This is a genomic window from Paenibacillus flagellatus, from assembly GCF_003217775.1.
In the GTDB taxonomy this organism is placed as follows: Bacteria; Bacillota; Bacilli; order Paenibacillales; family NBRC-103111; genus Paenibacillus_AB; species Paenibacillus_AB flagellatus.
Window position 1 is genome coordinate 187,751 of sequence record NZ_QJVJ01000001.1, and the last position, 26,710, is coordinate 214,460.

General features: G+C 59.1%; 28 protein-coding genes and 2 pseudogenes. 6 read left to right on the plus strand and 24 right to left on the minus strand.

What is annotated here, in order from left to right; translation table 11 throughout:
• Positions 1 to 21: 21 nt before the first annotated feature.
• The 14 genes from DLM86_RS00930 to DLM86_RS00990 all read right to left on the minus strand — a co-directional run bounded on the left by DLM86_RS00930 (position 22) and on the right by DLM86_RS00990 (position 7,841).
• Positions 22 to 543 carry a hypothetical protein gene (locus tag DLM86_RS00930; RefSeq protein ID WP_146250128.1) on the minus strand — a complete coding sequence of 174 codons (522 nt, stop codon included), beginning with the start codon at positions 541 to 543 and terminating at the stop codon, positions 22 to 24.
• Between the two features lie 5 nt (positions 544 to 548).
• Positions 549 to 2,525, minus strand: coding sequence for a DNA polymerase (locus DLM86_RS00935; protein ID WP_110838086.1), 1,977 nt, complete (start codon positions 2,523 to 2,525; stop codon positions 549 to 551).
• Positions 2,522 to 2,980, minus strand: coding sequence for an XF1762 family protein (locus tag DLM86_RS33145; RefSeq protein ID WP_425453928.1), 459 nt, complete (start codon positions 2,978 to 2,980; stop codon positions 2,522 to 2,524). The genes DLM86_RS00935 and DLM86_RS33145 overlap by 4 nt, the downstream gene beginning before the upstream one ends.
• Positions 2,977 to 3,435, minus strand: a complete 459-nt coding sequence (locus DLM86_RS00945; protein WP_245954286.1) for a nucleoside triphosphate pyrophosphohydrolase family protein — start codon at positions 3,433 to 3,435, stop codon at positions 2,977 to 2,979. Before DLM86_RS00945 ends, DLM86_RS33145 begins: the two co-directional genes overlap by 4 nt.
• A gap of 67 nt (positions 3,436 to 3,502) precedes the next feature.
• A complete protein-coding gene (locus DLM86_RS00950; protein ID WP_110838088.1) occupies positions 3,503 to 4,102 on the minus strand; it encodes a DUF2815 family protein in 600 nt (199 codons plus the stop codon).
• Positions 4,103 to 4,108: 6 nt separating this feature from the next.
• Complete coding sequence (locus DLM86_RS00955) at positions 4,109 to 5,311, minus strand: DUF2800 domain-containing protein (RefSeq protein WP_110838089.1); 1,203 nt, start codon at positions 5,309 to 5,311, stop codon at positions 4,109 to 4,111.
• Positions 5,308 to 5,619 carry a hypothetical protein gene (locus tag DLM86_RS00960; protein WP_110838090.1) on the minus strand — a complete coding sequence of 104 codons (312 nt, stop codon included), beginning with the start codon at positions 5,617 to 5,619 and terminating at the stop codon, positions 5,308 to 5,310. The genes DLM86_RS00955 and DLM86_RS00960 overlap by 4 nt, the downstream gene beginning before the upstream one ends.
• Entirely contained in the window at positions 5,619 to 5,993 is a 375-nt protein-coding gene (locus DLM86_RS00965; protein WP_110838091.1) for a hypothetical protein, read from the minus strand. The genes DLM86_RS00960 and DLM86_RS00965 overlap by 1 nt, the downstream gene beginning before the upstream one ends.
• 38 nt (positions 5,994 to 6,031) lie before the next feature.
• Entirely contained in the window at positions 6,032 to 6,301 is a 270-nt protein-coding gene (locus DLM86_RS00970; protein ID WP_110838092.1) for an AbrB/MazE/SpoVT family DNA-binding domain-containing protein, read from the minus strand.
• A gap of 19 nt (positions 6,302 to 6,320) precedes the next feature.
• On the minus strand, positions 6,321 to 6,524 hold the full coding sequence (locus tag DLM86_RS00975) for a hypothetical protein (RefSeq protein ID WP_110838093.1): 204 nt from the start codon (positions 6,522 to 6,524) through the stop codon (positions 6,321 to 6,323).
• Positions 6,525 to 6,553: 29 nt separating this feature from the next.
• Entirely contained in the window at positions 6,554 to 6,709 is a 156-nt protein-coding gene (locus tag DLM86_RS31925) for a hypothetical protein (RefSeq protein ID WP_158289260.1), read from the minus strand.
• A 29-nt stretch (positions 6,710 to 6,738) separates the two neighbouring features.
• The gene (locus DLM86_RS00980; protein WP_110838094.1) at positions 6,739 to 7,380 is read right to left on the minus strand and encodes a BRO-N domain-containing protein; all 642 of its coding nucleotides are present in this window, start codon (positions 7,378 to 7,380) and stop codon (positions 6,739 to 6,741) included.
• Positions 7,377 to 7,589 carry an excisionase family DNA-binding protein gene (locus DLM86_RS00985; protein ID WP_110838095.1) on the minus strand — a complete coding sequence of 71 codons (213 nt, stop codon included), beginning with the start codon at positions 7,587 to 7,589 and terminating at the stop codon, positions 7,377 to 7,379. The genes DLM86_RS00980 and DLM86_RS00985 overlap by 4 nt, the downstream gene beginning before the upstream one ends.
• A 48-nt stretch (positions 7,590 to 7,637) precedes the next feature.
• Positions 7,638 to 7,841, minus strand: a complete 204-nt coding sequence (locus tag DLM86_RS00990; protein ID WP_110838096.1) for a helix-turn-helix domain-containing protein — start codon at positions 7,839 to 7,841, stop codon at positions 7,638 to 7,640.
• Positions 7,842 to 8,071: 230 nt separating this feature from the next.
• On the opposite strand from DLM86_RS00990, the pseudogene DLM86_RS32620 reads away from it, so the two are divergent.
• From DLM86_RS32620 to DLM86_RS01010, 5 genes and pseudogenes are all read left to right on the plus strand, one after another.
• A pseudogene (locus DLM86_RS32620) lies at positions 8,072 to 8,248 on the plus strand (helix-turn-helix domain-containing protein); the annotation flags it as partial.
• Positions 8,249 to 8,545: 297 nt separating this feature from the next.
• A pseudogene (locus DLM86_RS32625) lies at positions 8,546 to 8,659 on the plus strand (helix-turn-helix domain-containing protein); the annotation flags it as partial.
• A 13-nt stretch (positions 8,660 to 8,672) separates the two neighbouring features.
• Positions 8,673 to 9,143, plus strand: coding sequence for an ImmA/IrrE family metallo-endopeptidase (locus DLM86_RS01000; protein WP_342773037.1), 471 nt, complete (start codon positions 8,673 to 8,675; stop codon positions 9,141 to 9,143).
• Positions 9,144 to 9,253: 110 nt separating this feature from the next.
• Positions 9,254 to 10,480, plus strand: coding sequence for a site-specific integrase (locus tag DLM86_RS01005; RefSeq protein ID WP_110838099.1), 1,227 nt, complete (start codon positions 9,254 to 9,256; stop codon positions 10,478 to 10,480).
• A gap of 149 nt (positions 10,481 to 10,629) precedes the next feature.
• A complete protein-coding gene (locus DLM86_RS01010) occupies positions 10,630 to 12,159 on the plus strand; it encodes a Ppx/GppA phosphatase family protein (RefSeq protein WP_110838100.1) in 1,530 nt (509 codons plus the stop codon).
• Here the strand turns inward: DLM86_RS01010 and ppk1 are convergent.
• The 3 genes from ppk1 to DLM86_RS01025 all read right to left on the minus strand — a co-directional run bounded on the left by ppk1 (position 12,128) and on the right by DLM86_RS01025 (position 15,157).
• A complete protein-coding gene (ppk1, locus tag DLM86_RS01015; RefSeq protein WP_281272066.1) occupies positions 12,128 to 14,242 on the minus strand; it encodes a polyphosphate kinase 1 in 2,115 nt (704 codons plus the stop codon). The two genes, DLM86_RS01010 and ppk1, sit on opposite strands and share 32 nt — an antisense overlap.
• A 106-nt stretch (positions 14,243 to 14,348) precedes the next feature.
• A complete protein-coding gene (locus DLM86_RS01020) occupies positions 14,349 to 14,744 on the minus strand; it encodes an FxsA family protein (RefSeq protein WP_110838101.1) in 396 nt (131 codons plus the stop codon).
• A gap of 2 nt (positions 14,745 to 14,746) precedes the next feature.
• On the minus strand, positions 14,747 to 15,157 hold the full coding sequence (locus DLM86_RS01025; RefSeq protein WP_110838102.1) for an acyl-CoA thioesterase: 411 nt from the start codon (positions 15,155 to 15,157) through the stop codon (positions 14,747 to 14,749).
• A 289-nt stretch (positions 15,158 to 15,446) separates the two neighbouring features.
• Between DLM86_RS01025 and DLM86_RS01030 the strand changes: the two genes are divergently transcribed.
• Positions 15,447 to 16,400, plus strand: a complete 954-nt coding sequence (locus DLM86_RS01030; RefSeq protein ID WP_158289262.1) for a helix-turn-helix transcriptional regulator — start codon at positions 15,447 to 15,449, stop codon at positions 16,398 to 16,400.
• Between the two features lie 65 nt (positions 16,401 to 16,465).
• Here the strand turns inward: DLM86_RS01030 and DLM86_RS01035 are convergent, their stop codons facing one another.
• From DLM86_RS01035 to DLM86_RS01065, 7 genes are all read right to left on the minus strand, one after another.
• Entirely contained in the window at positions 16,466 to 17,299 is an 834-nt protein-coding gene (locus DLM86_RS01035) for an HAD family hydrolase (protein ID WP_158289263.1), read from the minus strand.
• Between the two features lie 92 nt (positions 17,300 to 17,391).
• Entirely contained in the window at positions 17,392 to 19,146 is a 1,755-nt protein-coding gene (gene pyk, locus DLM86_RS01040; RefSeq protein WP_110838105.1) for a pyruvate kinase, read from the minus strand.
• Positions 19,147 to 19,197: 51 nt separating this feature from the next.
• Positions 19,198 to 20,175 (minus strand): acetyl-CoA carboxylase carboxyltransferase subunit alpha, encoded by a 978-nt coding sequence (locus DLM86_RS01045; protein WP_110838106.1) that lies wholly within the window; start codon positions 20,173 to 20,175, stop codon positions 19,198 to 19,200.
• On the minus strand, positions 20,168 to 21,073 hold the full coding sequence (gene accD / locus DLM86_RS01050) for an acetyl-CoA carboxylase, carboxyltransferase subunit beta (protein WP_110838107.1): 906 nt from the start codon (positions 21,071 to 21,073) through the stop codon (positions 20,168 to 20,170). Before accD ends, DLM86_RS01045 begins: the two co-directional genes overlap by 8 nt.
• Positions 21,074 to 21,171: 98 nt before the next feature.
• Complete coding sequence (locus DLM86_RS01055) at positions 21,172 to 21,360, minus strand: glutamate decarboxylase (RefSeq protein ID WP_110838108.1); 189 nt, start codon at positions 21,358 to 21,360, stop codon at positions 21,172 to 21,174.
• Positions 21,361 to 21,458: 98 nt separating this feature from the next.
• Positions 21,459 to 21,983, minus strand: coding sequence for a phosphatidylglycerophosphatase A family protein (locus tag DLM86_RS01060; protein ID WP_110838109.1), 525 nt, complete (start codon positions 21,981 to 21,983; stop codon positions 21,459 to 21,461).
• A gap of 873 nt (positions 21,984 to 22,856) precedes the next feature.
• Entirely contained in the window at positions 22,857 to 26,567 is a 3,711-nt protein-coding gene (locus tag DLM86_RS01065) for a DNA polymerase III subunit alpha (RefSeq protein ID WP_110838110.1), read from the minus strand.
• Between the last annotated feature and the right edge of the window lie 143 nt (positions 26,568 to 26,710).

Consider the following 26,710-nt stretch of genomic DNA (forward strand, 5'->3'; position numbering starts at 1 on the left):
ATTTGCGTCGCTTGTTCACTTTCAGCTCCCCCCTTTCTTAAATATTTGTGCCGCCCAATCCCCTTCTCTGGTGCGTAAAGCAGCCGCCCCGCGTACCCCTGCTTGTGAGCGAGACATTAAAGGCCGAGTAGCTGCCTCCTCGAACGACATTCCCTTTTTGATTCGAAGATGGAGTGTCGCACTCTGGATACCGTTCTTTGCCGCCAAATCGAGACACCAGCGCGGAATCTTCCTGATTTGTTCCGTCGCCCGCAAAGCCTGATCCCGGATTTCCTCCGGCGTTTGTTTCGGTTTCGTCGCCGCGTCTTCCGGACTCCAGCCACGCGAAAGCCGGGAATGGAACGCGGAGAAAGAAATCCCGTTCTTCTCGGCTACCTCACGCCAATAGCTGCGGCTTTTGTCTAACCGGCGGATAGGAGTTGTAATGGCCCGTTCTTTCTTCCAGCCAAGTCCACGCACTCGGCGGTCGAGAGTTTGGTTATCAACGCCGATCGCTGCCGCTTGTGCGTATTCTTCTGGTGTTATATAGAAATAATGGCTCAAGTCCATCAGTCCTTTTGATAGAATTCACACTCGAAGCCGGCTGCCGCCAAAGGCAGCCCCGGCGCCCATTCGATCGGCCGGCCCATGATCCCAGTCACATGCTCTACGGAGCCGGTCCCGATCGGGACGTCCAGCACAACTTCGTCATGAACGTGCATCGCGATCTCGTAACCTTCTACCGCTAGCCGGTCCATCGCGACGGACAGACAGTCCCGGGCGATAGCTTGGACAAGGTTCTCGATGAGGCGGCCGCCGTACGTCCGCTGCTTCTCCCATTTCTTCTTGACCTGATCCATGCCCCAAAAACTGAGACACTCCTTCTCGAACGGCTCCTTATCTTTCGGCCTGATCGTCTCCACCTTTACGCTTGGATTGAAGTATGCGAGGCTGCGGCCGCTCGGCAGATCGGCAAACAGCATGCCCGCCTCGTAGCGGTAGCGGACGCCATGCGCCAGCTTGACGGTCGTCTTCTCCTTAACCGCCTTGACGGCGGCCTCCTCCGCTGCGTACCACAGCTTCACGATGTTCGGATTCGCCTTACGCCACTGCTTTACGAGCGCGGGATATTCGTCCGGATTGATCTCCTTTTTCGTGTCCATTGCGGCGATCGCATTCGGGCCGCCTTGGAATCCGCACGCCAATTCGGCCACTTTCCCGAACGGGCGATACATGTAATTCACATGCCCCTTGATGATCGTCTCGAAGTCAATCCCGAACATGTTGGCCGCTGTAGCTTCGTAAATCTTGCCATGCGTCCGAAAAACGATGAGCTTCCATTCCTCGTCGGCCAGCCACGAAATGACCCGTCCCTCAATTGCTGAGAAGTCGCTTACGATAAACCGGCAGCCGGGTGACGGGACGAACGCGGTCCGGATCAGCTGGGAGAGGACGAACGGCGGTGCGCCGAAAAGCATCTCCAGCAGATCGAAGTCCCCGTCGCGCAGCATTTCCCTTGCGAGCGCCAGATCATCGATCTTGTTTTGCGGGAGGTTCTGAACCTGAATGAGCCGCCCAGCCCATCGCCACGTCCGGTTTGCTCCGCAAAACTGGAGCAGCCCGCGCGCCCGGTCGTCGCTGCAGATCGTACGCGCCATGGCGTTGTACTTGTCGACGCTGGTCTTGCTCATCTCCGTCCGGAGCGTCAGCACGCGGCGCGTTTCGTCGTCTGGCGCGGCGGCCAGCAGCCCGGGCATAAACTCCTTGGACAGCCCGTCGGGCGTCTCCAGCCCGCGCTCCGCGAGCCACGCTTTGAGTTGCGTCAGACTGTTCGGATTGTCCAGCCCAGTAATCTCCTTGGCCTCCTCGACCAGCCGTTCCTCGTATTGCGCGTCGCAGGCGATCGCCTGCTGGACGAGTACCGGATCGAGGCGGACGCCGCGGTCGTTTATGCGCTGATCGAGCGCCCACAGCTTCCACTCGTGCCCCGGGACTGGGAAGCGCTCCAGCTTGCGGCGCACCTCCCGTTCGACGACGACGTCCTGCCGGTTGTACGCCTTGTACTCCTCCCACTTCTCCGGCGCATGGTGCGGATGGTTTCTGGTCCGGCCCCCGTTCGTCTTCGTCGGCTTGCAGGGGACGGCGAAATATTTAATCAGCGCCTTGCCCTTCGCGTCCTTCTCGGCGTCAAGCTTCAGCACCTTGGCGACTTCGCCGAGAGAGCCGGGCAGGCCGAGCGTCAGCGCGTGGACTGCGGTGCAGCGCCAGTACAGCGGATCGCATTCGATGCCGAATTGCCGGGCGATTGCCGTCCGCTCAAATGCCGCGTTGAAGGCCGTTTTGATGACGTCCGATCGGAGAGCGGCGAGTACGTCTTTCGGAACGGTCTCGAAGTCGGTCAGATCGACCACCGTCACCGGGTCGTCGTCGAAGGCAAAGGCGAACAACTGGATCTCGAAGTCGGGCGCCTCAACGTAGCGGTGGACGCCAGCCTTCTTGATGTCGATCGAAGAATAGGTTTCAAGGTCGATTTGGAGAACTGTCATGGGCTCCTCACCCACCTAACTTTTTGAGCAAGATCACGATCAGCACGATCCGGGCGCGAGGACCACCCTTCGCGGCGCTTCCGGGTTTTGCCGATAGGAAACCAACCGTCAGCTTTATAAATCGTGCCTTCGTGACCCTGGCCGGTACTGGAATACGAGACCAAACCCTTAATCCCCGGCATGTGTTTCCGGATGTGCTTCCGCGCAAGTGCCAGTGCTTTACTCTCGGCAAATGGCTCCGTCCCATCGATAAGATACATCCGCGTCAGCTCCAACATGGAATCTTGGTCGATGGTTCTTGCCGTGGGGCGCCCCCACATCATTGCCCCAATCCGTTCATTACTGCTGTCCAATACCCACAATCGAAGTCGGGCACCGCTTGGCGTGCATCGTAGGTAATGCCTCTCAGCAATCCATCGATCGAGCTCTTTCGAATGGCACGGTTCCAGCCTCACAGCACCTTACCCCCATGCCGACGCGGCCGCGTCGCGTTATAGCCCATTTTCACCCGGATCGCACGCTCGAGATCGATACCGAGGTGCCCGCAGGCGTCGAATATTCGAATCACAACGTCTGCCAGCTCGATAGGGATACCGCATGGCTTATTGCCATCGAAGTAAATCTCGGTCAACCCTCGGCCGTCCCTGTGATCTTCCAGCGCTTCCGAAAGCTCCGAATGCATGAGAGCGAGCATTTCGGGGAAGCTGCGAGGCTCCTCGTACCAGCCTTTGTCGATTGCGTTCTGGTGGGCTTCGCGTACAAGGGAGCCGATATCCGTATTCGGTTCATACTTGACCCAAATCTTAATGACATCTGCCATGAATAGTGCGCCCTCTTTTTCCTTTGCGGGAAGCAACTTTGCAGCTTCCACCTCGTTGTCGATTTTTTCGAACAGCCTTTGCTTATTCATCTAATGAGCGCCCTCCCGTTATTTGGATAAGAAAGGGGACCCGATGCCGAATCCCCTCACTTGCTGATTAGTTCATGAAATCGTCTTCGTCGCCGGCATCGTCGTCGAGGTCGAAATCCTCGCTTGCGAAATCGTCGTTGACGCTGCTCCGGCCGCCCAAGAAGTCGCCGTCTTGCACCTTGACCACGTTGTTCAAGCCGGCCGCGACCCCGCGATTCCCCTTTGCGTCGAACGGATAGAAGTTCAAGCTGACTTTGGCGAAGCAGCCGGAATAGACTTCCGTCGTGTCCGTGATTTCCTGAAACTTCGTTTTTCCGTCCGCCCCTTTGCCGATCGGCTTGGCAACCCCCGGCTTGTTCTTGCTCGTCGCGTTCAGGAAGTAGTGCCCTGCGTACGCCTCGTCATCCGGTCGTTCTTCGTCCCCATCGCGGAGTGGCGTTTTGCAGTTTGCCGGGATCTTGCCACCCCATTTGCTTTTGCCGAGCTCCTTCGCCGCATCGACCGCAGCTTTGATCTTCCGCAGCGTCTCTTTATCCGATTTCGGGATCAAAATCGCCGTGCTGTACTTCTCGTCGCCACCGTCAATGGATTGCGGTTCGAAGATATGGCAGTACGAGAGCCGTACTTTGCCCGTGATTACTTTCGTGGATTGATTGTCGATTGCCATATTGGATCATTCCTCCATATCGATATTTGCGAAATCAGATTCAACGCTGTTCAGCTCCGGCCGGGGGTCCGTCTCCGGCACAAGCGCCGGCTTCCCAGGCGGCTTCACGATCAGATCACCCAGCAGCTCGGTGAATTTCTTCTTCCCAACGATCGTCTTCTCGAGATCGCCCATTGCGACAAGCACCTGCGGTTTGAGAATCTTCTCCGGCTCGTATCCGGCGTCCAGCAGCCTCGCCTTGACGGCTTCTTTGTCGGTAAACTTGCGATCGCTCTTACCGGCGACAAGCTTCCATTGCGGAATGCGGACGCCTCTCTTGGCCTGCTCGAAGGCGTATTCCTCGACGTCTGCCGCCCACGATTTCAGCCGCTGGGCGATAAACAGGATCGAGCCGATTTCCTCGTTATTCAAAAGGGCTGGGTCCTGAAACTCGTGTGCCAGCGCCTTCAGGTTCTCGTCGGCGCGGGCGCGGCATGTCGCCTTGACCTTGCACCAACGGCAATGGTCACCCGGCTTGCACTCTCCTTCGCCGGCATAAGCAAGTTTGGCCGCCGGCTTGACGACCGTCTCCGCCCATTCCAGCAGCTCGCCGATCGGCATGACGTCCGTAGAAACGCTGTCGAGCCGGGGCTGGGCGATCGTCATATGTACCTCGCGGATGTCGTACAAGTAGCTGTAGCTGTACCACGCGCCGAGGCCATAAAGCCGGATTTGCGGATTGCCGACGGCGCTGACCGGCACGCCCTTGCCGTACTTCAGGTCGATTACCTCCAGCACACTGTCCGCGATCAGGACGACGTCCCCGGTCCCGCCTTGGTCCGGCGCGGTCCATTCCGAGAAGTCCAGCGGCTCCTCCAGAAGAATCACGGCGTCGGCCGACCGGGCTTTCGCGGCCATGTACCGCTCTTCGACCAGCTCGTAATATTCCTGAATGGCGCCCTCCATCTCGGGGCCATACAGCGGATTCGCCATAACAACCTTCAGCGCGTCGTCGAGCCGTTTCCGCTCGGCGGAGTTACAAGGGAGCAGTCGGCGCCGCAGCTTGATCTCGGCCAGCTCATGTGCAAGCGTCCCCTCGTCGGCATATTCGCTGCGCGTATCCGGTACGCTCTCCTGCAGCCGGGCGCTCGGCGGGCAATTGATCCATTGCGACGCCTTGGAGGCGCCGAGAAGGGAGTGCGCGCGCTCCGCGTGTGCCAATTCCGTCATGCGCCGCACCTCCGGTTCAGCTCGTCCTGGAGCATCCGCAGCTCGTTCTCGAGCCGGTCGACCTTCTCCTCTGCCTGCATGGCGCGGCGGATCGCGTAGGGCCAGCCTTCGCGCGATGCTGCAACAAATCGGGCATTGTTCTCGTAATTATGGAAATTGCCCGCTTTTTCGTCGTACATTTGGCAGATCCAAACAACTGAGCTGATTTCCCCCGGATCAACCATGGCGACGGAATCGAGTAAAGCCTCCCATTTTCCCGGAGTAGCCTCCTCACAGATCGCGAGGTCCTTTTCCAGATCGCGGGCCATTACTCGTTGCCCTCCGCTGCCAGCTTCTCAAGTTCCTTCAGGAAAGCGGTGCGCTTCTTCTCCGGCACTTCGGAAAGCGAATTGCTCTCGTATTTGGTCAGCAAAGCCTTGACGGCCTTCTTACCTTCGGCGGTCTTGCCGATTACCGCCGCTTTCTCGCGGAGCTCGATAACCGTCGGCACTTTCTCCGACTCGCTTTCCTCTTCGTCCTCATCCGCGTCGTCGGTATCAGGCGCGGAAGTCGATTTGGCGTCGGGAGCAGCGGCCGGAGCCGGGATGGATCCGGGAGCCGGTACGAGGTGCGATGCGAGAGCGGACAATTCTTTTACTGCCTCGGCGGCGTCGCCGCCGTTGATCGTGATCTGTACGGACATGTATGAGTGCCTCCTATTAATGAATGGGATGTTTACGCTTATAGGGAAAGCCGTTTTTGCAGTTTCGCAACGGTCGTGATGCAATTGTTGCAAATCAACTTGTCGGGATCGAGGTGGATCAATTCGCGATCTTCGGCGTTCCCGCAAATCGTGCAGCCGCGGGCGTACTTCTTCAGTACAATGCGTTCCCCCTCGGTGTAAACTTCGATGGCATCGCCTATTTCGATTTCGAATGCGCGGCGGAGCTCCTTCGGGATGACTATCCTTCCGAGGTCATCTACGCGGCGGACAAACCCAGTAGCTTTCATGGATGGATCTCCTTTTCAATTATTCGCCTGCCGAGATTTGACTGGCGCCGAGGTCTTCGGCCAAGTGCTGCAGCGAGCAGTAGGTGTCGCAGCCGTGCTTCCATACAATCTGGCCGGGGTATATCGGCCTTTGGCAGCTGTCGAGCATGCATTCGTCAATCGGCTGCTGCGGTTGATCTTGCGGATCCGGCAGACCGGTCGCAAAGCGATCCAGATTAGGCACGTATGTTCCTCCTTGCCGCCATTGAGCGGTTAATGGTACAATAGCGGTGTCATATTCATGTGTTTTTGGGGAAAGTCGCCTTCAGGGATAAAGGCGGCTTTTTCGTTTTTCCAAGCGGCGTACTCCAGAACCACCATCCGCTCGGGCTTCGTCAGGGAAAGCCACTCCCTCACATTCACGTGCATCGTCTCACCTCCTTCACAGGGTATACCGTTCAGTTCGCGTGCTTGGCGTAGATCGTTTTGCTGACGGAAAGGTCGAGACCGAATCGATCGACCGCGCCCATCAACGCGACCGTGTCGTCGAGGATCGGCTGCCGATGGACAAGCATTTCCGGGGTCATCTGGTTTTTCTTGAGCATCTTCGGATGACCGAACTTCGTCGATACTGCCTTGTCCGCGATGATGTTCGCTTTGATGAAGTCGGGCCGCGTCGGCTGCCGGAGCATACCGCACAGCGTCCCCATCGCTTCCCGCTGGTGCTCCTTGTCGAGCATCCGGAAGATCTGGAACGCCTCGAGCCCGGTCGATTGCCGGAGCGATTTAAGAACATCGAATACCCAATCTTGAAATGCCTCGGCTTCCGGTTTATTGCTGCGGAAAATCAATCGGTAGATACCCGGTTCGCTTACGACGAGAACTTCCTGTTCACCGCCGGGGGTATATAGTTTACATAGACCCTTTTGGGAGTCCGGCAACCCCTTTGCTTTGGCTTTTCCGTTTCCGTTAATCGCCTGTGCCGCGTTCCTGATTCCCAAAGCTTTCGTCACGTCTGCAGCTACCGCCCACCATTCACCGGGCGATTTCTCCACGAACCGGATTTCGTGTCCGAGCCATGTTTCGGTGCGGATTTTCATGGTGCGCCCTCCCTCCTCTCGGATTCTCGTAGCAGCCGAGCTTGGTACTCTAAGATATCCTCACGCCTGATTCGGCGAAGCCTACCGTCCTTGTAACTTCTGAGTACACCGGAACTAATTCTCCGATCGATGGTTGCCTTGCCCACATTTAGATAGGCGGCTGCATCAAGGACCGATAAAGTCGGTGGCAATACGTTTGTAGACGTCAAATAGGGAACCTCCTTCCCAAGTCCAATTGCATTATGTAGCCACGATAGTTAGCCAGATTTTTTCTTCGGAACAACCCTAATCTCAAGATCGAGGGCGTTACAGATCCTTTCCATGGTCTCGATGTTCCACCGACGGTTCCCGTTAAGCAGGTTGTGAACATACATTGGCGAATAACCTGCTTCACGGGCTAAATCCGAAGGATTCATTCCCCGATCGATTAACGCGTGCCGAACCGTTTTTCCGAAGTTCATTTTTGATCTCACCTCCTGAATAAATATTATCCTATTTGGATACTTTATAAAAGAATAAAAAGTATCCAAATAGGATTATTTTGAAGCAATTTAGAGGTATTTGAATAGTTTACACGGCTGAACCGGAGTTTTTCTTGAATTTTCTCCAATTTGGACACTTTTACGAGTTGTGTTTTATCCTATTAGATGATAAATTGAAAATAAAGTCTTCAATGTGAAAGGTGAGTGCTATGACCTCCCCCCATGAACGGATAAGGAAATTAAGGAGAGCAAAAGATTTGACCGGAGCAGAAGTAGCGGAGAAACTCGGGATCTCGGCTCAGTATTACTACAACATTGAAAAAGGACGGAGGGGATTAAGCGCGGAAAATGCCGTCAAGCTTGCAGATCTTTTCGATGTAACCCTAGACTACCTTTTGGGTCAATCCGTTACGGCTTTAATCGAAGATCATCTAAAGAAAAAAGGCATGACCATGAAAGAACTCTCGGAAAAAACCAATGAGCCGATTACATTACTTCAAAATTTAGATTTCGCCCCGCCTGCCCCTTGGGACTATGAGCCCAATGGGATAATCGATAAAATATCCAAGGCCTTGGGTATTGAAGGGCGAGAACTTTTCGCAGCCTTCTCCAGGCAGGAGCCACCTGCTTATGAAGGACCTCGGTCTAGCCCCGAAGAAGATTTCGCCGACGAGGTCTTCGAAGAACCGGAAACAATAGCTGCTCATCACGATGGCGAAGATTGGACGGAAGAAGAGCTTGAGGAAATTGAACGATTTAAAGAATTTGTGCGTTCGCGAAGAGAAAAGAAGAAGTGATTGGAGGAGTTGCTTGTTGCCATATGAACGGCTGCTGAGAGAAGCAGATCAACAAGGTGTAGATGTTTACGAAAGACCTTTGGCCGGCCGTCTAAAGGGGCTGTACGCCGACAATACCATTATTATTAAACGTAACATGACCTACCGGGAAAAGGGAGGAATTTTGGCGGAAGAATTAGGTCACCATTACACTTCTACCGGTAACATACTGGATCAGAAAGATATTCGGTCCAGAAAACAAGAAAAGCGAGCAAAAAGCTGGGCATACCAGCGACTCGTCCCTTTGTCGCAAATTGTACAAGCATACCATGCAAGAGTGAAGGGGCGGCACGAGATCGCCGAATTCCTATGTGTCACCGAAGATTTCCTGCAGCGGTCGATTGAACGCTACCAAGAAAAATACGGTCTTTATGTAATCCACGATGAACGCTACGCGATCTACTTCGACCCTCTTAGTGTGGTTGAAATGTTTGATTATCCGTAGTACCAGATTTTGCGATGACCCATACTTGCAGCGCAAAATAGCTGTAGGCCGGTTCATTGCGCCACAATACAGAACATATGTTCCCATTTTGATAAGAAAGGAGCTTTGTTATGCCTCGAAAAGAGACAAAAAAGAAGTCGCCTAAAGACAATAAAAAGTTACCCAAAAATGTACGTGAAAGAAACGGCCTGTACTATTACCGATACAGCATCAAGAATCCGGCTACAGGAAAACGCAAGCAAAAAGAATCTCAGGGATTCGCTACGGCCAAGGAAGCTGAAAAGGAAGGCATACGTATCCAAGCTGAAATTCTGCATGGTACTTACGTCGAAAAGGCCGGCCTTACCGTGTCTGATTGGTGTAAAGAATGGCTAAGGTGGTATTCCTCTACTGGCCAAGTGAAGGAGAGCACGGTTGCCCAGCGTACTGAAATGACAGAAATCCTAATAAATTACATTGGCGGTCTAAAGCTCCACGAAGTAACTGAGGACACCTACCAGGAAACACTTTACACGTTGGCTAATGATCATGACGATCCGTATAGCTACAATTCGATTTCTTCTTTCCACAGTTGCGCCCGCATGATCTTCTCGCGAGCCCTTCAAAAAGGGAAGATTAAGGTTGATCCTACTCAGTATGCTTTTGTCCCGAAGAAGGTAGAAACTTTCGAGGAAAGAGAAGCAGCGAAGAAGCTTCCGCGTTATTTAGAAAAGGATGAACTTAGAAGATTTCTAAATGCGGTTGAGGGCGAACAATTTCGACGTCTCTTTGAATTGCTTGCGTACACTGGATTGCGTGTAGGTGAATTAGCTGCCCTTTTTGTAACGGATTACGACGGCCGAGACATTCTGGAAATCTCCAAAAATCGATACGCTCCAAGGAGTGTAAGGACGTATAAGCTCACTTCACCAAAAACAAAATCCTCCGATCGAGTTGTCCAACTGAGTAAAAAAGCGATATCCGTTATAGAGGGACAAATAAAGTGGAGAAGAGCATTTGCATTCTCAATTGGCGAAAAGTTTTACAATGAGAGGCAATTCTTGTTCGTTTGCGAAAAGGCCTGCGCCGGATACCCGCTGCACTATAACATTATTTTAGAGCGCATGAAGGAAGCGCTGGCAAACGCCAATCTTCCGACCAGTCTGGCCCCGCACAGTTTAAGGCATACGTATACAAGCCTTATGGCAGAAGCTGGAGCCGACCTGGACACCATACAAGCTCAACTCGGCCACAGAAAAGGGAGCGACGTTACAAAAGCGATCTATCTTCATGTCACTAAGGCCCGAGAGAAACGAGACGTCGAACGTCTTGATGCACTTTTGGATGCATTGGAGTAACTATTCAGTAAACTGTGGGAAGAATGTGGGAAGACGAATCAAAAAACCGCATAATGGCGCGGTCTAAGATACCCTTTGTAATTATCGGCGCCATAAACAATTTTTTGGTAGAATAGATCTATCATGCGCTTCTGGAGGCCATCGACGACATGAAAAGCGAACGCGTAGGCATTATCGATATCGGGTCGAACTCGGTTCGGCTCGTCGTATACGAACGAATCGGAGCGGAGGCGTTCCGCGTCATCGACGAAAGCAAGGAGTCGGTGCGCCTCAGCGCCCGCATCTCGGGCGACGGCTCGATCGCGCCCGAAGACGCCGAACGGCTCGCCCGGGTGCTGAACGAATTCCGCCTGCTGTGCCGGGTTCACGGCGTCGGCCCGATCCGGGCGGTCGCGACCGCGGCCATCCGCAACGCCGCGAACGGCCGGGACGTCGCCGCGCTTCTGGAGAAGCGTACGGGGCTGTCCGTCGACATTTTGTCCGGCGAGGAGGAAGCGCGGTTCGGCTTCGTCGGGATGATCAACTCGCTCGACATCGCCGACGGCTTCCTGATCGACATCGGCGGCGGCAGCACGGAGGTGTCGCTGTTCCGCAGCCGCACGCTCGTCCGCACCGTTTCGTTCCCCTTCGGCGCGGTCAATACGGCCAAATCGCTCGCGGACGGCGGCGACGCGTCGAAGGACGGCGTGAAGCGGATCCGCGACATGGTGACGTCCGCCGCGGCCGTCGAGCCGTGGATCGCGCAGCATCCGGGATTGCCGCTCGTCGGCCTTGGAGGAACGATTCGTTCCTTGTGTAAAATCGACCAAAAGAAGAAAAAGTATGCATTCCCGCAGACGCACCGGTACGAGCTGTCCCAAGCCGATTTGAACGGCCTCGCCGACTGGCTCCCGTCCCTTCCCGTCGAGCAGCGCAAAAAGGTGGACGGGCTGTCGGACGACCGCGCCGACATTATCGTACCCGGATTAATCATCCTGCATACCCTGTTTTTGCATATGAACGCGAGAAGCTGCATCGTCAGCGGCGCGGGCTTGCGCGACGGCGTCTTCTACGAGACGGCCTTCCCGGGACGGCCCGTCCGTGCCGACGTGCTCGGCGACAGCGTATCGAACCTGCTTTCGCTCCATCCGGCCGTCTCCCGCCCTCACGTCGAGCACGTCCGCCGGCTGGCGGACCGGCTGTTCGAAGGGCTTGCGCTCGAAGCCGTCTACGGACGACGCTCCCGCGAGCTGCTGCGGACGGCCGCGATGCTGTACCGGATCGGCGTAACGGTCGACTTTTACCGATACAACAAGCATACGTTTTACTTGCTGGCGAACTCGCGCATCGACGGGCTGACCCACCGGGAATCGGTGCTCTGCGCGCTTATCGCTTCCTACAAATCGAGAAGCCGGACCCGTTCGTCGTTCGCCCCTTACAAGGAGCTGATGGAGGAGGCCGACCTCGATCTCGCCTGCCGGCTCGGCTCGCTGCTCCAGCTCGCGGTTGCGCTCGACCGAAGCGAGACGCAGCCGCTCGAGGACGTCCGGGCGCGCGTCGACAAGGCCGACCTGCGCATCGAATGGCGAAGCCGCCACGACCCGGCCATCGAGCTGCGGGAAACGGAGCGCGTCGCCGGCGAGTTCAAGAAAGTATGGGGACTCCGAGTCAAAATGTCGCCCGCCACTTCTTCCAAGTAACGATATCCATCGCTTCGAACTGGCTGCGGAACGGCGTCATCGCCGCCGCCTGCGCTTCGGCCCGCTCCGACTCTCGGACGTACTGGCCGTTCGACAGCAGCACGCGGGCCTTGACGTTGTCGTTCAGGCTGAGCCGCAAAATTTGAATCAGCATGTCCCGCAGATGCGGATCGAACACCGGGCACATGAGCTCGATGCGGCGCGTCAGGTTGCGCGTCATCCAGTCCGCGCTCGACAGCCACACCTGCGGGTCCCCGCCGTTCTCGAAGTAAAAGATGCGGGAATGCTCGAGAAACCGGTCGACGATGCTGCGCACCGTAATCGTGTCGCTCCGTCCCGCGACTCCCGGCTTCAGGCAGCAGACGCCCCGGACGATCAGGTCGATCGGCACGCCGGCTCGGGACGCGTCGTACAGCTTGTCCACCATCTCCTGGTGCGACAGCGAGTTCATCTTCGCGATGATGCGCGCCGGCTTGCCCGCCGCGGCGTTGTCCGCCTCGCGGGCGATCAGCTCGAACAGCTTCGTCTTCATGTCGGTCGGGGCGACGCCGAACGCCTGCCAATCGTGGGGAGCGGAATAGCCGGTCATTTCGTTGAACAGCACCGACGCGTCCTCGCCGATGACCGGATGCGACGTGAACAGGCCGACGTCGGTATACAGCCTCGCCGTATTGTCGTTGTAGTTCCCCGTCCCCACGTGCACGTAGCGGCGGAGGCCGTCCTGCTCCTGGCGGACGACGAGCAATATTTTCGCATGCGTCTTCAAGCCGACGAGCCCGTAGACGACGTGGCAGCCGGCCTTCTCCAGCTGTCTCGCCCACGCGATGTTCCGCTCCTCGTCGAAGCGCGCCTTCAGCTCCACGACGGCGGTCACCTGCTTGCCCGCTTCGGCCGCCTTCGCGAGCGAACGCACGATCGACGAGTTGCCGCTGACCCGGTACAGCGTCATCTTGATCGCCATCACCTGCGGGTCCTCGGACGCCTGGTCGAGAAAGTCGCTTACCGCTTCGAACGACTCGTACGGGTGATACGTCAGCACGTCGCGCGCCCGCAGCACGCCGAAGAAGTCGTCCGTCTCGTCGAATTCGCGCGGATAGACCGGTTCGAGCTTCGGGTACCGCAAATGATCGAAGCCGGGCAGCGCCAGCGCGAACCTCATCAAGTAGCTCAAATCGATCGGGCCGTCGATCTCGATCACGTTGTCTTCGATCTCGAACTCTTCCTTCAGCATCTCGAGCGCATACGGGTGGAACCCCTTTCGCACCTCGAGCCGGACGGGCGACCCCCAGCGGCGCCGCTTCAGCTCCTTCTCGATTTCCTCGAGCAAATCCTCGGCGCCTTCCTCGTCCAGCGTCAGGTCCGCGTTGCGCGTCAGCCGGAAGGGATCGACCGAGACGGGGATGTAGCCGGCGAACAGCGACTGAATATGCTCCTCGATCAAGTCCTCGAGCAGCACGTACTCCCGCTTCGCGCTGTTGGCGCGCGACGGCACCTGGACGGCCCGCGGCAAGTTCGAGGGCACCTGCACGATGGCGAAATACGGCTCCTCCTCCGGGTCGTCCCCTTCCCTCAGCAGCGTAACGGCCAAGTACAGGTGCAGGCTGTGCACGAGCGGGAACGGCCGGCTCTGGTCGACCGCCATCGGCGTCAGGACCGGGAAGACGAAGTCGTGGAAGTAGGGGTCCATCTGCTTCTTCTGGCTCGCCGTCAAGTCGTCGTAATCGGTGAAAATCAGCCCTTCCTTGGCAAGCGCCCGCGACAGCTCGCGCAGCGTCTTGTACTGCTCCTGCACCATCTTGCCGGTCCGCTTCATGATGCGGCGCAGCAGCCCTTCCGGGGTATAGCCCGTAAAGTCCTTTTTCGCGTACCCGGCCTTCAGCTGGTCGGTAATGCCCGCCACCCGCACGCTCATGAACTCGTCCAAATTCGTCGAGACGATCGACAAAAATTTGATCCGCTCGAGCAAGGGCGTCGTCGGGTCCTGCGCCTCCTCCAGCACGCGCCGGTTGAACTCGATCCAGCTCAAGTCCCGGTTGATGTAGACGGCATTCGTCATTTTCGGTTCCTGCATCGGCTTCGACACTTCGGCTTCCTCCGTGGACGGTAATCGTTGCTGCTTCTATTATCGCCGGACAATGTTAACCGGATGTTAAGCATTTGTAAAAAGTACGGGAAACCGTGTAAAGCGGCTACCGGCGGAAAAAGAAAAACGATTGGCCGTTCGCCAGCTTCCTTCGGATCCACGACGCCAGCACGCCCCGGAGCAGCGGCCGCGTAAACGGGAGCAGCAGGACGATGCCGGCGATATCCGAGAGGAAGCCCGGAGACATCAGCATCAAGCCCCCGGCGAAAATGCAGATGCCGTCCAGTATCGACTGCGTCGGCATTTGCCCCATCGACAGCTGGCGCTGGGCTTCCGCCCACACTTTGGCGGCTTCCCGCTTCGACACGTAAGCGCCGACGAAGCCGGTCAGCAGTAGAAGGCCGAACGTCTGCCAGCCGCCGATACGCTGGCCGATTTCGACGATCGCCCATATTTCCAAAGCCGGGACGACGATAAACAGCACGGCGAGCAGACGCCCCATCGTCACCCCTCCCCCAGCAGCCGGAACAGCTCCGGCGCTTCCTTGTCGATCCGGACCGGCTTCCAGTCGCGGTTCAGCCAGACGTGTCGGGTCGCTCCCTCGACGAGCAGCTCTCCTTCGGGCTCGACTCCGGACTCGGCTTCGGCGGCACGCGGCGTCGACGGCATGGCCGGCAGCAGCCGGACCTGCGATTCGAAGGCGACCGTTTTCGCGGTATAGTCGGATACCCGGGTATAGACGGCGACGACGTCGTCGTACCGGGCCGGGCGGCGGAACTTCGATTCCAGCTCGACGACGGGCAAGTACAGGCCGAGCTCCTCCGTCCGCTTGTACGGAAAGCCGCGTTCCCGGATCAGCTCGGTGCGGCCGATCTCGAACCAATTGATATAGTTGGCGTGGTAGACGACCCCCATCTGGTCCGTCTCCTGGTAGCGGACGCGGATGACGTGCGCATGCCATTTGCCGGGAAGGCGTTCGGTCGGTTTCAATGGTCATTCCTCCGTTCGTGGATCGGAGCCCCCCAGCGGGTTCCGGAACTCCGCGCTTCGTATCGTTCGCCTCCATTGTACTAAAGCGCCGGCCGTTCCTCAATTCGCGCCGACCCGTCCGTGCCCCGCGCGCCAGTCGCCGCCCGATGGACACGTTCCCGCCCGGCGTGATACGCTTGACCCGACAAAACGAACGAAGGGACGGCATTCCATCGTGAGACTGGAGAGGCTTCTCGCCATTTTGATGCTGCTGATCAACCGGAAACGGATTTCCGCCGCCGAGCTGGCGGACAAGATGGAAGTGTCCGTGCGGACCATTTATCGCGACATCGATACGCTTTGCCAAGCGGGCTTTCCGCTCGTCTCGTTCCCCGGCGTCAACGGCGGATTCGCGGTGATGGACGGGTACAAGCTCGAACGGAACGCGCTGACGTTCGACGAAATCGCCTCGGTCCTCTCGGCGCTGAAAGGGATGACCAAGGTACTCGACGACGAAAAGCTGGACGCGACGCTTGAAAAATACGCGGGGCTGCTCACGGACCGGGAGAAGGAGACGGCCCGCTTCTGGGAAGAGCGGCTCGTCATCGATACGAACCCTTGGGGGGCGGACGGCGCGGTTAAGCGGAAGGTGGCGCTCATTCGCGAAGCGCTGCAGAACGATACCGTGATCCGGTTCGCCTACACGACGGCGAACGGCGCATCCGCCGTCCGCGAGGTGGAGCCGATGACGCTGCTGCTGCAGGGCATCACGTGGTACGTGTACGGCTACTGTCTGCTGCGGGGCGACTTCCGGCTGTTCCGGCTGTCACGGCTGTCGCAGCTCGAGAGGACCGACCGCCGGTTCGTCCGCCGGGAGCATCCTCCGATGAGCGAGGCCGACTGGGACCGGCTATGGCATACGAACGCGACGACCGTCACGTTTACGCTCCGCTTCCGTCCGGAAGCGCGCATGCGCGCGGAGGAGGTGTTCGGCGTCGACAAGGTGGCTGCGGACGCGGACGGCGCCGTCACCGTAACGGAGACGTATCCCGAGGACGAATGGCTCTACGGCTTCCTGCTCGGGCTCGGCGATAAGGTCGAGGTGGTGGAGCCGGCCCGGCTTCGCGGGCTGATCCGCGACCGGGCGCGGGCGATCTGGGAGCGGTACGCGGAGGACGCTTCGCCTTGAAGAAGGGGCAGGGACGCGGGGGACGCGGACCGTCCCGTGGAATGGGCGGGTCCCGCCCTCCCGGCTCACCCTGCCGTCGATCGCTGCCGCAAAAATCGCGCCACGCCGTGCTCGGCGTTCGACGCCAGCACCCCCGACGCCGCCTGCTTGACGGCTTCATGCGCGTTCGCCATCGCGTAGGCCTCGTCCGCGATTTCGAACATCGGCAAGTCGTTCAAGTTGTCGCCGAAGCAGACGACCCGCTCCGCCCCGAGCAGCCGTTTCAGCTGCAGGACGCCGTCCCGCTTCGTCGCGTTCGGATGGTTCGTCTCGAGCCAGCAGTAGCCGGGGGTATAAATGTCCGGGCCGAAATGGCACTGCAGCCCCGGCCGCTCGCGAAGCCTCGCGTACGCCTCCGTCAGCTCCTCCTCCGTTCCGATCGCGTTGATCTCCATCACCCGCTCGTCCGGAGGGAGCCGGAACGACTCCACGAGCCGAAACCGTTCGTCGCCGTTGTTCAGCCGGTCCGTCACGTAGTTCGACTCGCTCGGGTTGAACAGCCCTTTGTAGTAAATTTTGAACTCGCCCTTGCCGTTCACCGTATAGACGAATGGTCGCAAGCCCAGCTGCTCCAGCCCGGCGGCGACGTCCAGGGCGAGCTCCCGCTCCAGCAAATTGGCGGCGATATAGTCGCGTTCGACCGGATCGTATAGAAACACGCCGTTCATGAGCACGACGGGCAGCCGCAAGTCGAGCGGCTCCAGCAGCCGCCCCGCGGAGTCCCACGAACGCGCGGTCGCCACGGAGAACGAGCCGCCCTCCGCGATCCACGCGTTGACCGTCCGGATCGTCTCCTCGGACAGCCGCTGCCGTTCGTCCAGCAGCGTGCCGTCCAGGTCGGATACGAATAACGTTGTCATCCCTGCTCCTCCTCCATCCATCGTCTGCGTCCAGCCGACGGCCGGCGACGACGAAAAAGGCCCGCATCCTAAGATTCGGGCCTTTCGTCTGCTTACAGCACTTTCGCTTGTCCGGAGTAAATGACGCCCACCTCGGCGTACACGGACACTTCCATCCCGTCCTTGAGCAGCGACGTGGCGTTATCGACGCCCACGATGACCGGAATGCCGAGGCTCAAGCCTACGACGGCCGCGTGCGACGTAATGCCTCCCGTTTCCGTAATGACGGCCGCCGCCTTCTGGAACGCCGGGATGTATTCTTTATCCGTGGCGACCGTGACGAGAATCGAGCCTTCGGTCGTTTTGTCGAGCGCTTCCTGCGCGGACTTGGCGACGACGACTTTGCCGGTCGCCGGCTGGGTGCCGATGCCTTGTCCTTTGGCGATCATCTCGCCGACGTGATGAACCTTCATCAAGTTCGTCGTACCCGAGCGGCCTACCGGCACGCCCGCCGTAATGATGACGAGGTCGCCCAGCCGGATGTGGCCGGCCTTGATCGCGCTGTCCACCGCCAGCTGGAACATCTCGTCCGTATTGCTCGCTTCCTCGCCGCGGATCGGCTGGACGCCCCAGATGAGGCACAGCCGGCGCATCACCTGCTCGTTCGGCGTGACGGCCAAAATCGGCGACTTCGGCCGGTATTTGGATACCATGCGCGCCGTATAGCCGCTTTCGGTCGACGTGATGATCGCTTTCGCGTCCAGATCGAGCGCCGAGTTGGCGACCGCCTGGCTGATCGCCTCGGTAATCGTCACCTGCTGCGCCGAGCTTTGACGAACGAAAATTTCGCGGTACTCGAGCGCGGACTCGGCCCGCTCGGCGATGCGCGACATCGTCTGCACCGACTCGACCGGATATTTGCCCGCCGCCGTCTCGCCGGACAGCATGATCGCATCCGTCCCGTCGAAAATCGCGTTCGCGACGTCGCTCGCTTCCGCGCGGGTCGGGCGCGGGTTGCGCTGCATCGAATCGAGCATCTGGGTCGCCGTAATGACCGGCTTGCCGACATGGTTGCATTTCTTGATCATCCGCTTCTGGACGAGCGGCACTTCCTCCGCCGGAATTTCCACGCCCAAGTCGCCGCGCGCGACCATCAGGCCGTCGGACACCTCGAGAATTTCGTCGAGGTTTTGGACGCCCTCCTGGTTTTCGATTTTCGAGATGATCTGGATATGCGTCGCGTTATGCTCCTCGAGCAGCTGGCGAATTTCGAGCACGTCGGACGCCTTGCGCACGAACGAAGCGGCGATGAAATCGACGCCCTGCTGAATGCCGAAAATGATATCGTTCGCGTCCTTCTCGGTAATGCCCGGCAAGGAGATGCGGACGCCGGGAACGTTGACGCCCTTCTTGCCCTTGATCGTGCCGCCGTTGACGATCCGGCATTCGATCTCGCTGCCGCGAATGTCGACGACCGTCAAGCCGATCAGGCCGTCGTCGATCAAAATCGTCGAGCCCACATGCACGTCGCGGGGCAAATCTTTGTACGTCACGGAGATTCGCTTGTTGTCGCCGATAATGTCCTCCGTCGTCAAGACGATGTGCTCGTCCTGCACGAGCTCGTACGAATCTTCCTGCAGCTTGCCCGTACGGATTTCCGGACCTTTCGTGTCGAGCAGAATGGCGACCGTCTTGTTCAGCTCGAGGCAGGCTTGGCGAATGTTTTTGATCCGGTTGCCGTGCTCCTCGAAGTCGCCGTGGGAAAAGTTGAGCCGGGCCACGTTCATGCCGGCCGCGATCAACTGCTTCAGCGCGGGGAGCGATTCGCTGGAAGGTCCGATGGTGCATACGATTTTCGTTTTGCGCATGATGGTTCGTTTCCTCCTGAAATTCGGTTGCGTCCTGTGAAAGCCTGTTAATCAGACTTGCTCCGCGACGTCGCGGATATACGTGAATTTGCCGATTTTGCGGAATTTTTCATAACGGTCCGCGACAAGCTCGTCGCCGCTCATCGGGAGCAGCTCCTGCAGATGCTTCCAAACGATGCCCCGAAGCGTCTCCGCCTGCTCCTCCGGATTGCGGTGAGCGCCGCCGCGCGGCTCCGGCACGATCTCGTCGATCGCTTCGTACCGCAGCAAATCGTGGGCCGTAATCTTCATCGCTTCGGCCATCTCGCCCGCCCGGGAAGCGTCCTTGAACAAGATGGACGCCGCGCCTTCCGGCGAGAGAACCGAGTAAATCGCGTGCTCCAGCATGAGCACCCGGTTGCCGACGCCGAGCGCCAGCGCTCCGCCGCTGCCGCCTTCGCCGATGACGACGACGACGATCGGGACGCGGAACCGGGCCATCTCGAGCAAATTGCGGGCGATCGATTCGCCGACGCCCCGCTCCTCCGCCGTCGTGCCCGGGAACGCTCCCTTCGTATCGAGGAACGTCAAGATCGGACGGCCGAACTTGTCCGCTTGCTGCATGAGCCGAAGCGCCTTGCGGAAGCCGTCCGGATGCGGGCTGCCGAAGTTGCGGGCGATGTTGTCCTTTGTGTCTTTTCCTTTTTGATGACCGACTACGGTAACCGGAATGCCGTTGAACTTCGCGATGCCCCCGACGATCGCCAAATCGTCGCCGAAGACGCGGTCGCCGTGGAATTCGATAAAATCGGTACAAAGGCTATGGATAAAGTCCAGCGTCGTCGGACGCGACGGATGTCTTGCGATTTGCATCTTTTGGCCCGCGGTCAAGCCGCCGTACAGCTCTTCCTCCAGCTTGACGTACCGGTCCTCGAGCTTCGAAATTTCGTCGGAAAAGTCGATCTGCTTCTCCTCGCCGAACTTGCGCAGCTCGTCGATTTTCGCTTTCAGCTCCGCGAGCGGGCGTTCGAAAGGCAGTTCGTTAGCCATTCGCGATTGCCTCCTTCGTCGATGGGACCGTATGCAGCTCGAGCAGCTTCGTCAGCGTCGCGCGCATATCCTTGCGGTGGACGACCTTGTCCACCTGTCCGTGCTTCTGGTTGAACTCCGCCGTCTGGAACTCCTCCGGCAGCTTCTGGCGAATCGTCTGCTCGATGACGATCGGCCCGGCGAATCCGAACCGCGCGCCCGGCTCCGCCAAGATGATGTCGCCCAGCATCGCGAAGCTCGCGGAGACGCCGCCGTACGTCGGGTCGGTGATGACGGAGATGAACAAGCCGCCGTTGTCGCCGAACTTCGCCAGCGCGGCGCTCGTCTTGGCCATCTGCATCAAGCTGAGGATGCTTTCCTGCGTCCGGGCGCCTCCCGACGTCGAAAACACGATGAGCGGGTACCTCTTCTGCGTGGCCGTTTCGATCGCGCGCGTAATTTTTTCCCCGACGACCGAACCGAGCGTCCCTCCGAAAAAGTCGAACGACATGACCGCCACGACGACCGGAAATCCGCCGATCGTCCCTTCGCCCGTCACGACGGCATCACGAAGGCCCGTCGACTCCATCGACTTGGCCAATTTGTTGACGTAGTCGGGGAACTCCAACGGGTCTTCGGAAACCATATCGCTGTCGTATTCGAAAATGCGGCCCTCATCGAGCGTGAATTCGATCCTCTCGATCGCGTTCAGCCGGTTGTGGAAGCCGCACGACGTGCACACCTTCAAGTTTTTGCCGACTTCCTTGCTGTACTGGATCGTCCCGCATTTGGGACATTTGCTCATGATGCCTTCCGGTATTTCACGCTTCGTTTGTTCCGACGGAATCGTAGCATACTTGCGCTTCTTCTGGAAAAAATCTTTGATTGCCACGTTTACACCTCTCCAAACCGTTGTCATCCGTTCGCGGCGTTACCGGCCGCCGGCTCGCCGTGGGCGCGCAAAAGAAACGCCCGAGGCTTAACCTCCCGTCCCGTGCCGTGCCGCAAGCGAAAGCGTCATCCGTGCAAAATCGTGTTCAACACCTCTTGAACTTCCTCCAGCTCACCCTCGGGAACGAGAATTTCGAATTGGTGCTTCGATAGGCTGACAGGGCGAACTTGTACCAAAAACCCTTCGTCCGATAGTTTTTGCTTGATGCGCTCTGCGATTTTCGCGGTCGGAGCGATATAAATGACCGTCCACATACTACCAAAAACCTCCCTGACTACCGAAACGCCTCTCGTGTACAATGGATTCATGATACCATATTCCGTCTTTTACCCGCAAGGAAGCTGATGTCGAATCATGGCGACTCCTCCGCGTTCTTTTCGCCATTCTCCCCGTCGTCGCCGTATACCTTGGCGTTTTTGTTCTGATGGGCGATGCGGGCGGACGCCGCCGCGGCCAAACCGGCCACGAGATCGTCCAAAAAGACGTGGATTTGCGAGGAATGGTTGTTCAGCGTCCGGATGACGCCCGTCTTCTCCTTGTCGAGATAGCCGAAGCTGGTCAGGCCGATCATGCCGTATACGTGGACGATGCCGAGCGCGAGCGTTTCGTCGACGCCGTACAGCGACTCGTCGTTTTCCATAATTTCCTGGAGCGGTTGCGGCAGCTGCCCCCGCTCGGCCAAGACGTCCAGGGCGATGCCGGTATACAGCGTAAACTGGACCTCCCGTTTGCCGAGCACGGCCAATACGCTTTCGGCGCATTGCTCCATCGTCAGCTTATCGTTGTACGGAATTTGCAGCTTATAGACGATTTCCGCCACCTGCTCGAGCGTGACGCCGCGCTCCGCGAGCATTTGCAAAGCCAATCGGTTCGACATTCGCATCCCTCCTGTCCGGCGGAGCTTCCGGAGCCGCTTCCGAAAGTCCCGCCCGGTTGTCGGTCCGTCCGTCTTCGCGGAAGGACGGCAAAACCCCGGGCTCCCCGTCCGGGTTTTACTAAATGTATGCAGAGGGTGCGAGGAATGTTCGTTAAGATTGGAAACAAGTTTCGGAGCCGGGAGGGGCGGCGGTTTCCAAATCGTCTTACGGAGCGCTTTTCGTGGGGCACTGACGACCGCACTCGCATCCGTGCGATCCGCTTCGGCGGCCATCTACCCGTCCGCTCCAAAGGCCGCTAATTCGTCCGCTCCATGCCGCTCCATCCACCAAAACGGCTAAGCCTGCGCCATACTGCTAGTTCCGCTTACAGCCGGTGGTACTATTGAGGCTACAGGGGCTTTGGGGCTGTTGATGCTTTTTCCGCTTATGCTGCTTATGCTGTCTGGTTCTCCATTTGCTTCAGCCGTTTCACCCGATCCATGCCGGTCCATGCCGGTCCATCTGCTCCATGCCGATCCATGTTGCTCCATCTGCACCATCTGCACCATCTGCTCCATCAAGCCCATTTTCTCGTGCGCTTCAGACGCTCATTGGATATCGTCCAATCGATCGGACAGCGAAGGAGCGGATATGGGAGCTCTATTGGATTCCATTCAATAGATTTGCCTTGAACCGCCCGGAGATTGCGATCGAAGCCGATTCTACTGGATTTTTTCCAATGGGGCATCGATAGTAGGGCGTTGTCGAGCGAGCCGATTGGAAGAAATCCAATCAAACGGTGCCAAAGGGGAAGAGACGGAAAAAGAGCAAGCGGCGCGATGCCCTTGCTCTTCCTTTACACGGACGCGGCCCCGCAAGCCGGCGCCCGGCGATTACTTGACGCGCGCGGAGTCTTGCCCCATGATCTCGCCGATGCCGCGGATGAGCTCGGGCGACGGCTTCACGTTGTACGCGTCGCTCAGCGCGAGCAGCCGCTGGTCGCGCTCGTAGAACAGCACGACCGGCATCGTCCCCGCGTGCCGCTGCAGCAGCGCCTGCAGCTGGACGAGCCGCTGCGGCTGCTCGCGGTCCGCCGCGATCTTGACGAACAGCCGCTGCGCCCGCCCGGCTCCGCCGGCCGCTGCGGGCTCCGCCCGCGACGCCGCCGGCGCAGGCCGCTGCGCGGGCTCGCGCGCCGGGCGCGGCGCTGACGCCTGCGCGGGCCGTGCCGCCGCCGGCGTCGACGGCGTCGCGCGCCCGGCTGCGGCCGCTCGCGGCCCCGCGCCTGCGGCGGCCGGCACCGCGGCCCGCGCGGGCGCGCCCGGGGCGTCGCGCCGCGCTTCGCCGCGCGCGGGCGCCGGGGCGCCGCCGGCGCGTCCGCGCGGCGCGCTCTTCCACGCGCGCGCCTGCGCTGCCGCGTCGGGCGCGCCGAGCGCGAGCACGCGGTCGGCGAGCAGCTTCACGTCCTCGTCGTGATGCTGAAGCCGCGCCTTGACGAGCAGCGCGTTGCCTTTCTGCACGAGCGCGGACGCCTGCTTCCACACTTCCGGGAACAGGACGACCTCGACCTTGGCGATCCGGTTCTCCAGCTCCATGAACCCCATGGGCAGCCCCTTCTTCGTCAAAATCGGCTTGCCCGACAGCACCATGCCGGCCACGAGGACGTCGGCGTTATCGGGATAATCCGCCAGCTCGTGCAGCAGATCGGCGTCCAGCTCCTCGATCAGCGGCTCGTACTCGTCCAGCGGATGGCCGGACAAGTAAAGCCCGAGCAGCTCCCGCTCGAACTCGAGCTTCTGCATCGGGGAATACGGCTGGACGTCCGGCATCTCGATCGTCCAGTTCGTCTCCTCCGTGAAGCCGAACAGGTGGAGCTGTAAATCTTCCCGCTCCTTCTTCCACTTCTGCGCCGCTTCCACCGTCTCGTCGAGAACGGCGATATGCTGCGCGCGGTGTCCGGGAAGCGAATCCATCGCGCCGCCTTGGATGAGCGATTCGATGACCCGCTTGTTGCATACGCGCAAATCGACCCGCCGGCAAAAGTCGAGCAGGTTGGCGTACGGCCGCTCCTCACGCTCGCGGATAATCGACTCCATCGCGTGCGTGCCGACGTTCTTGATCGCCGCCAAACCGAACCGGATCGCCTTCCCTCTCGGCGTGAATTGGACGCCGCTCTCGTTGACGTCCGGGGGCAGCACCTCGATGCCCATCTTGCGGCATTCGTCGACGTATTCGGCCACCTTGCGATGGCTGCCCATGACCGAGGCGAGCATCGAAGCCATGAACGGCACCGGGTAATGCGTCTTCAAGTAAGCCGTCTGAAACGCCAGCACGCCGTAAGCCGTCGCATGCGCGCGGGGGAAGCCGTAGTCCGCGAACCGGACGATCATGTCGTACACCTTGTTGGCGTCGTCTTCCGAGTAGCCCATCTTCAGACTGCCGGCGACGAAATGCGCCCGCTGCTCGTCGAGCACTTCCCGCTTCTTTTTACTGACCGCCCGCCGCAGCAAATCCGCCTCGCCGAGCCGGAAGCCGGCCATCTTGGAGGCGATCTGCATGATCTGCTCCTGGTAGACGATAATGCCGTACGTATCCCCCAGAATCGGCTCCAGCGAAGGATGCGGGTACTCCACCTTGACGGCCCCGTGCTTCGCCTGAATATATTTCGGAATAAACTCCATCGGCCCCGGGCGGTACAATGCGTTGACCGAGATGATGTCCTCGAACTTCGACGGCTTCAGCTCCTTGAGCACCCGCCGCATCCCCGGCGACTCGAGCTGAAAAATGCCCGTCGTGTCCCCCCGGCTCAGCAGCTCGTACGTCGCCGGATCCTCGATCGATACGCGCTGGAAGTCGATCCGTTCCCCGAGCTGCTCCTCGGTCCAGCGCAGCGTCCGCTCGATGATCGACAAGTACCGCAGCCCGAGAAAGTCCATCTTCAACAGCCCGATCGACTCCAGATGCTCCATCGAATACTGCGTAAGCGTGACGCTGCCGGTCCCTTCCTGCAGCGGGACGTACTCCGTCAGCGGCTCCCGCGAGATGACGACGCCAGCCGCATGGGTCGAGGCGTGACGGGGCAAGCCCTCCACCTTCATCGCCATGTCGACGAGACGGGCCGTCGGCTCGTGCTTCCCGTACAGCTCCTTCAGGTCGGGATTGAGCCGCAGTGCGTCCTCGATCGTGACGCCGAGCTGGTTCGGAATCATTTTCGCGACACGATCGACTTCATGATAAGGCATGTTCAAGACGCGGCCGACGTCCCGCACCGCCGCCTTCGCCGCCATCGTCCCGAACGTGATGATCTGAGCGACGTGCTCCGCCCCGTACTTGTCCACGACATAGTCGATCACTTCGTCCCGCCGCTCGTCGCTGAAGTCGATGTCGATATCCGGCATCGTCACCCGCTCCGGATTGAGAAACCGTTCGAACAGAAGCCCGTACTTGATCGGATCGACGTCGGTGATGCACAGCACGTAAGCGACGAGGCTGCCCGCGGAGGAGCCCCGCCCCGGTCCGGTGACGATCCCGTTCTCGTGCGCGAACCGGATGAAGTCCCATACGATGAGGAAATAGTCCGAATACCCCATATTGCCGATGACGTCCAGCTCGTAGCGGAGCCGGTCGTCCAGCTTCGTCCGGTAGTCGGGATCGCTCCATTCCGGCAAGCCGGCGTACCGGCGCTCGAGCCCTTCCTCGCACAGCTTCCGCAAATACCGTCCCGCCGTCAATCCGTCGGGAATCGGGCGGTATTCGGGCAGGATCGAACGCCCGAACTCGAGCTCGAGCGCGCATTTCTCGGCGATGCGCACCGTGTTGTCGAGCGCCTCCGGCACGTGCGCGTACAAACGCGCCATCTCCTCCGGGCTTTTCAAATACATTTGCTCCGTATGGAACTTGAGCCGGTCCGGATCGTCGACCGTCTTGCCCGTCCCGATGCAGATGAGCACGTCCTGCATGACGTGGTCCTCCGCGTGCACGTAGTGGACGTCGTTCGTCGCGACGAGCGGTATGCCGGTTTCGCGGCTCAAGGCGATCATCGCCTGCATCACCTTTTTTTGCTCCAGCATGCCGTGATCCTGGATCTCGAGGTAAAAATCGTCGCCGAACATGCCGCGGAACCGGAGCGCCGCCGCCTTCGCCTCCTCGTGCCGGTCATACAGCAAATGCTGCGAAATTTCGCTGCCGAGGCAGGAGCTCAGGCAGACGAGCCCTTCGGCATGGGCGGCCAGCTGCTCGTGGTCGGTTCGCGGCTTGTAATGGAACCCGCGCAAATGCGCGTCCGAGCATAGCCGCATCAAATTGCGGTAGCCGGTTTTGTTTTTGGCGAGCAGGATGAGATGGTGCGTCGGCTGCTCCTGACGGGACGCCTTGGTCAGTCTGGAGCCCGTCGTCACGTACATCTCGCAGCCGATAATCGGCTTGATGCCGTGCGCCTTGCACGCCTTGTAGAACGGGATCGCCCCGTACATGACCCCGTGATCGGTCAGCGCCAGAGCGGACATGCCGAGCCGGGCGGCTTGCTCCGCCAACTTTTCGGTGCGCGCGGCACCGTCCAACAAACTGTATTCGCTATGTACGTGCAAGTGCACAAACCCGTTCAACGCATGTCCCTCCCGCGTGTTCGCCTTTTGTTCGCTTTCTCCTATTGTAGCATATTCCGCGGTGGGAAGCCCATACAATAGTGAAAGAACGGTCCGGTCAAGCCGTTGCCGGCCGGACAAGCCGCAAAGGCGCTCGTTTCCAA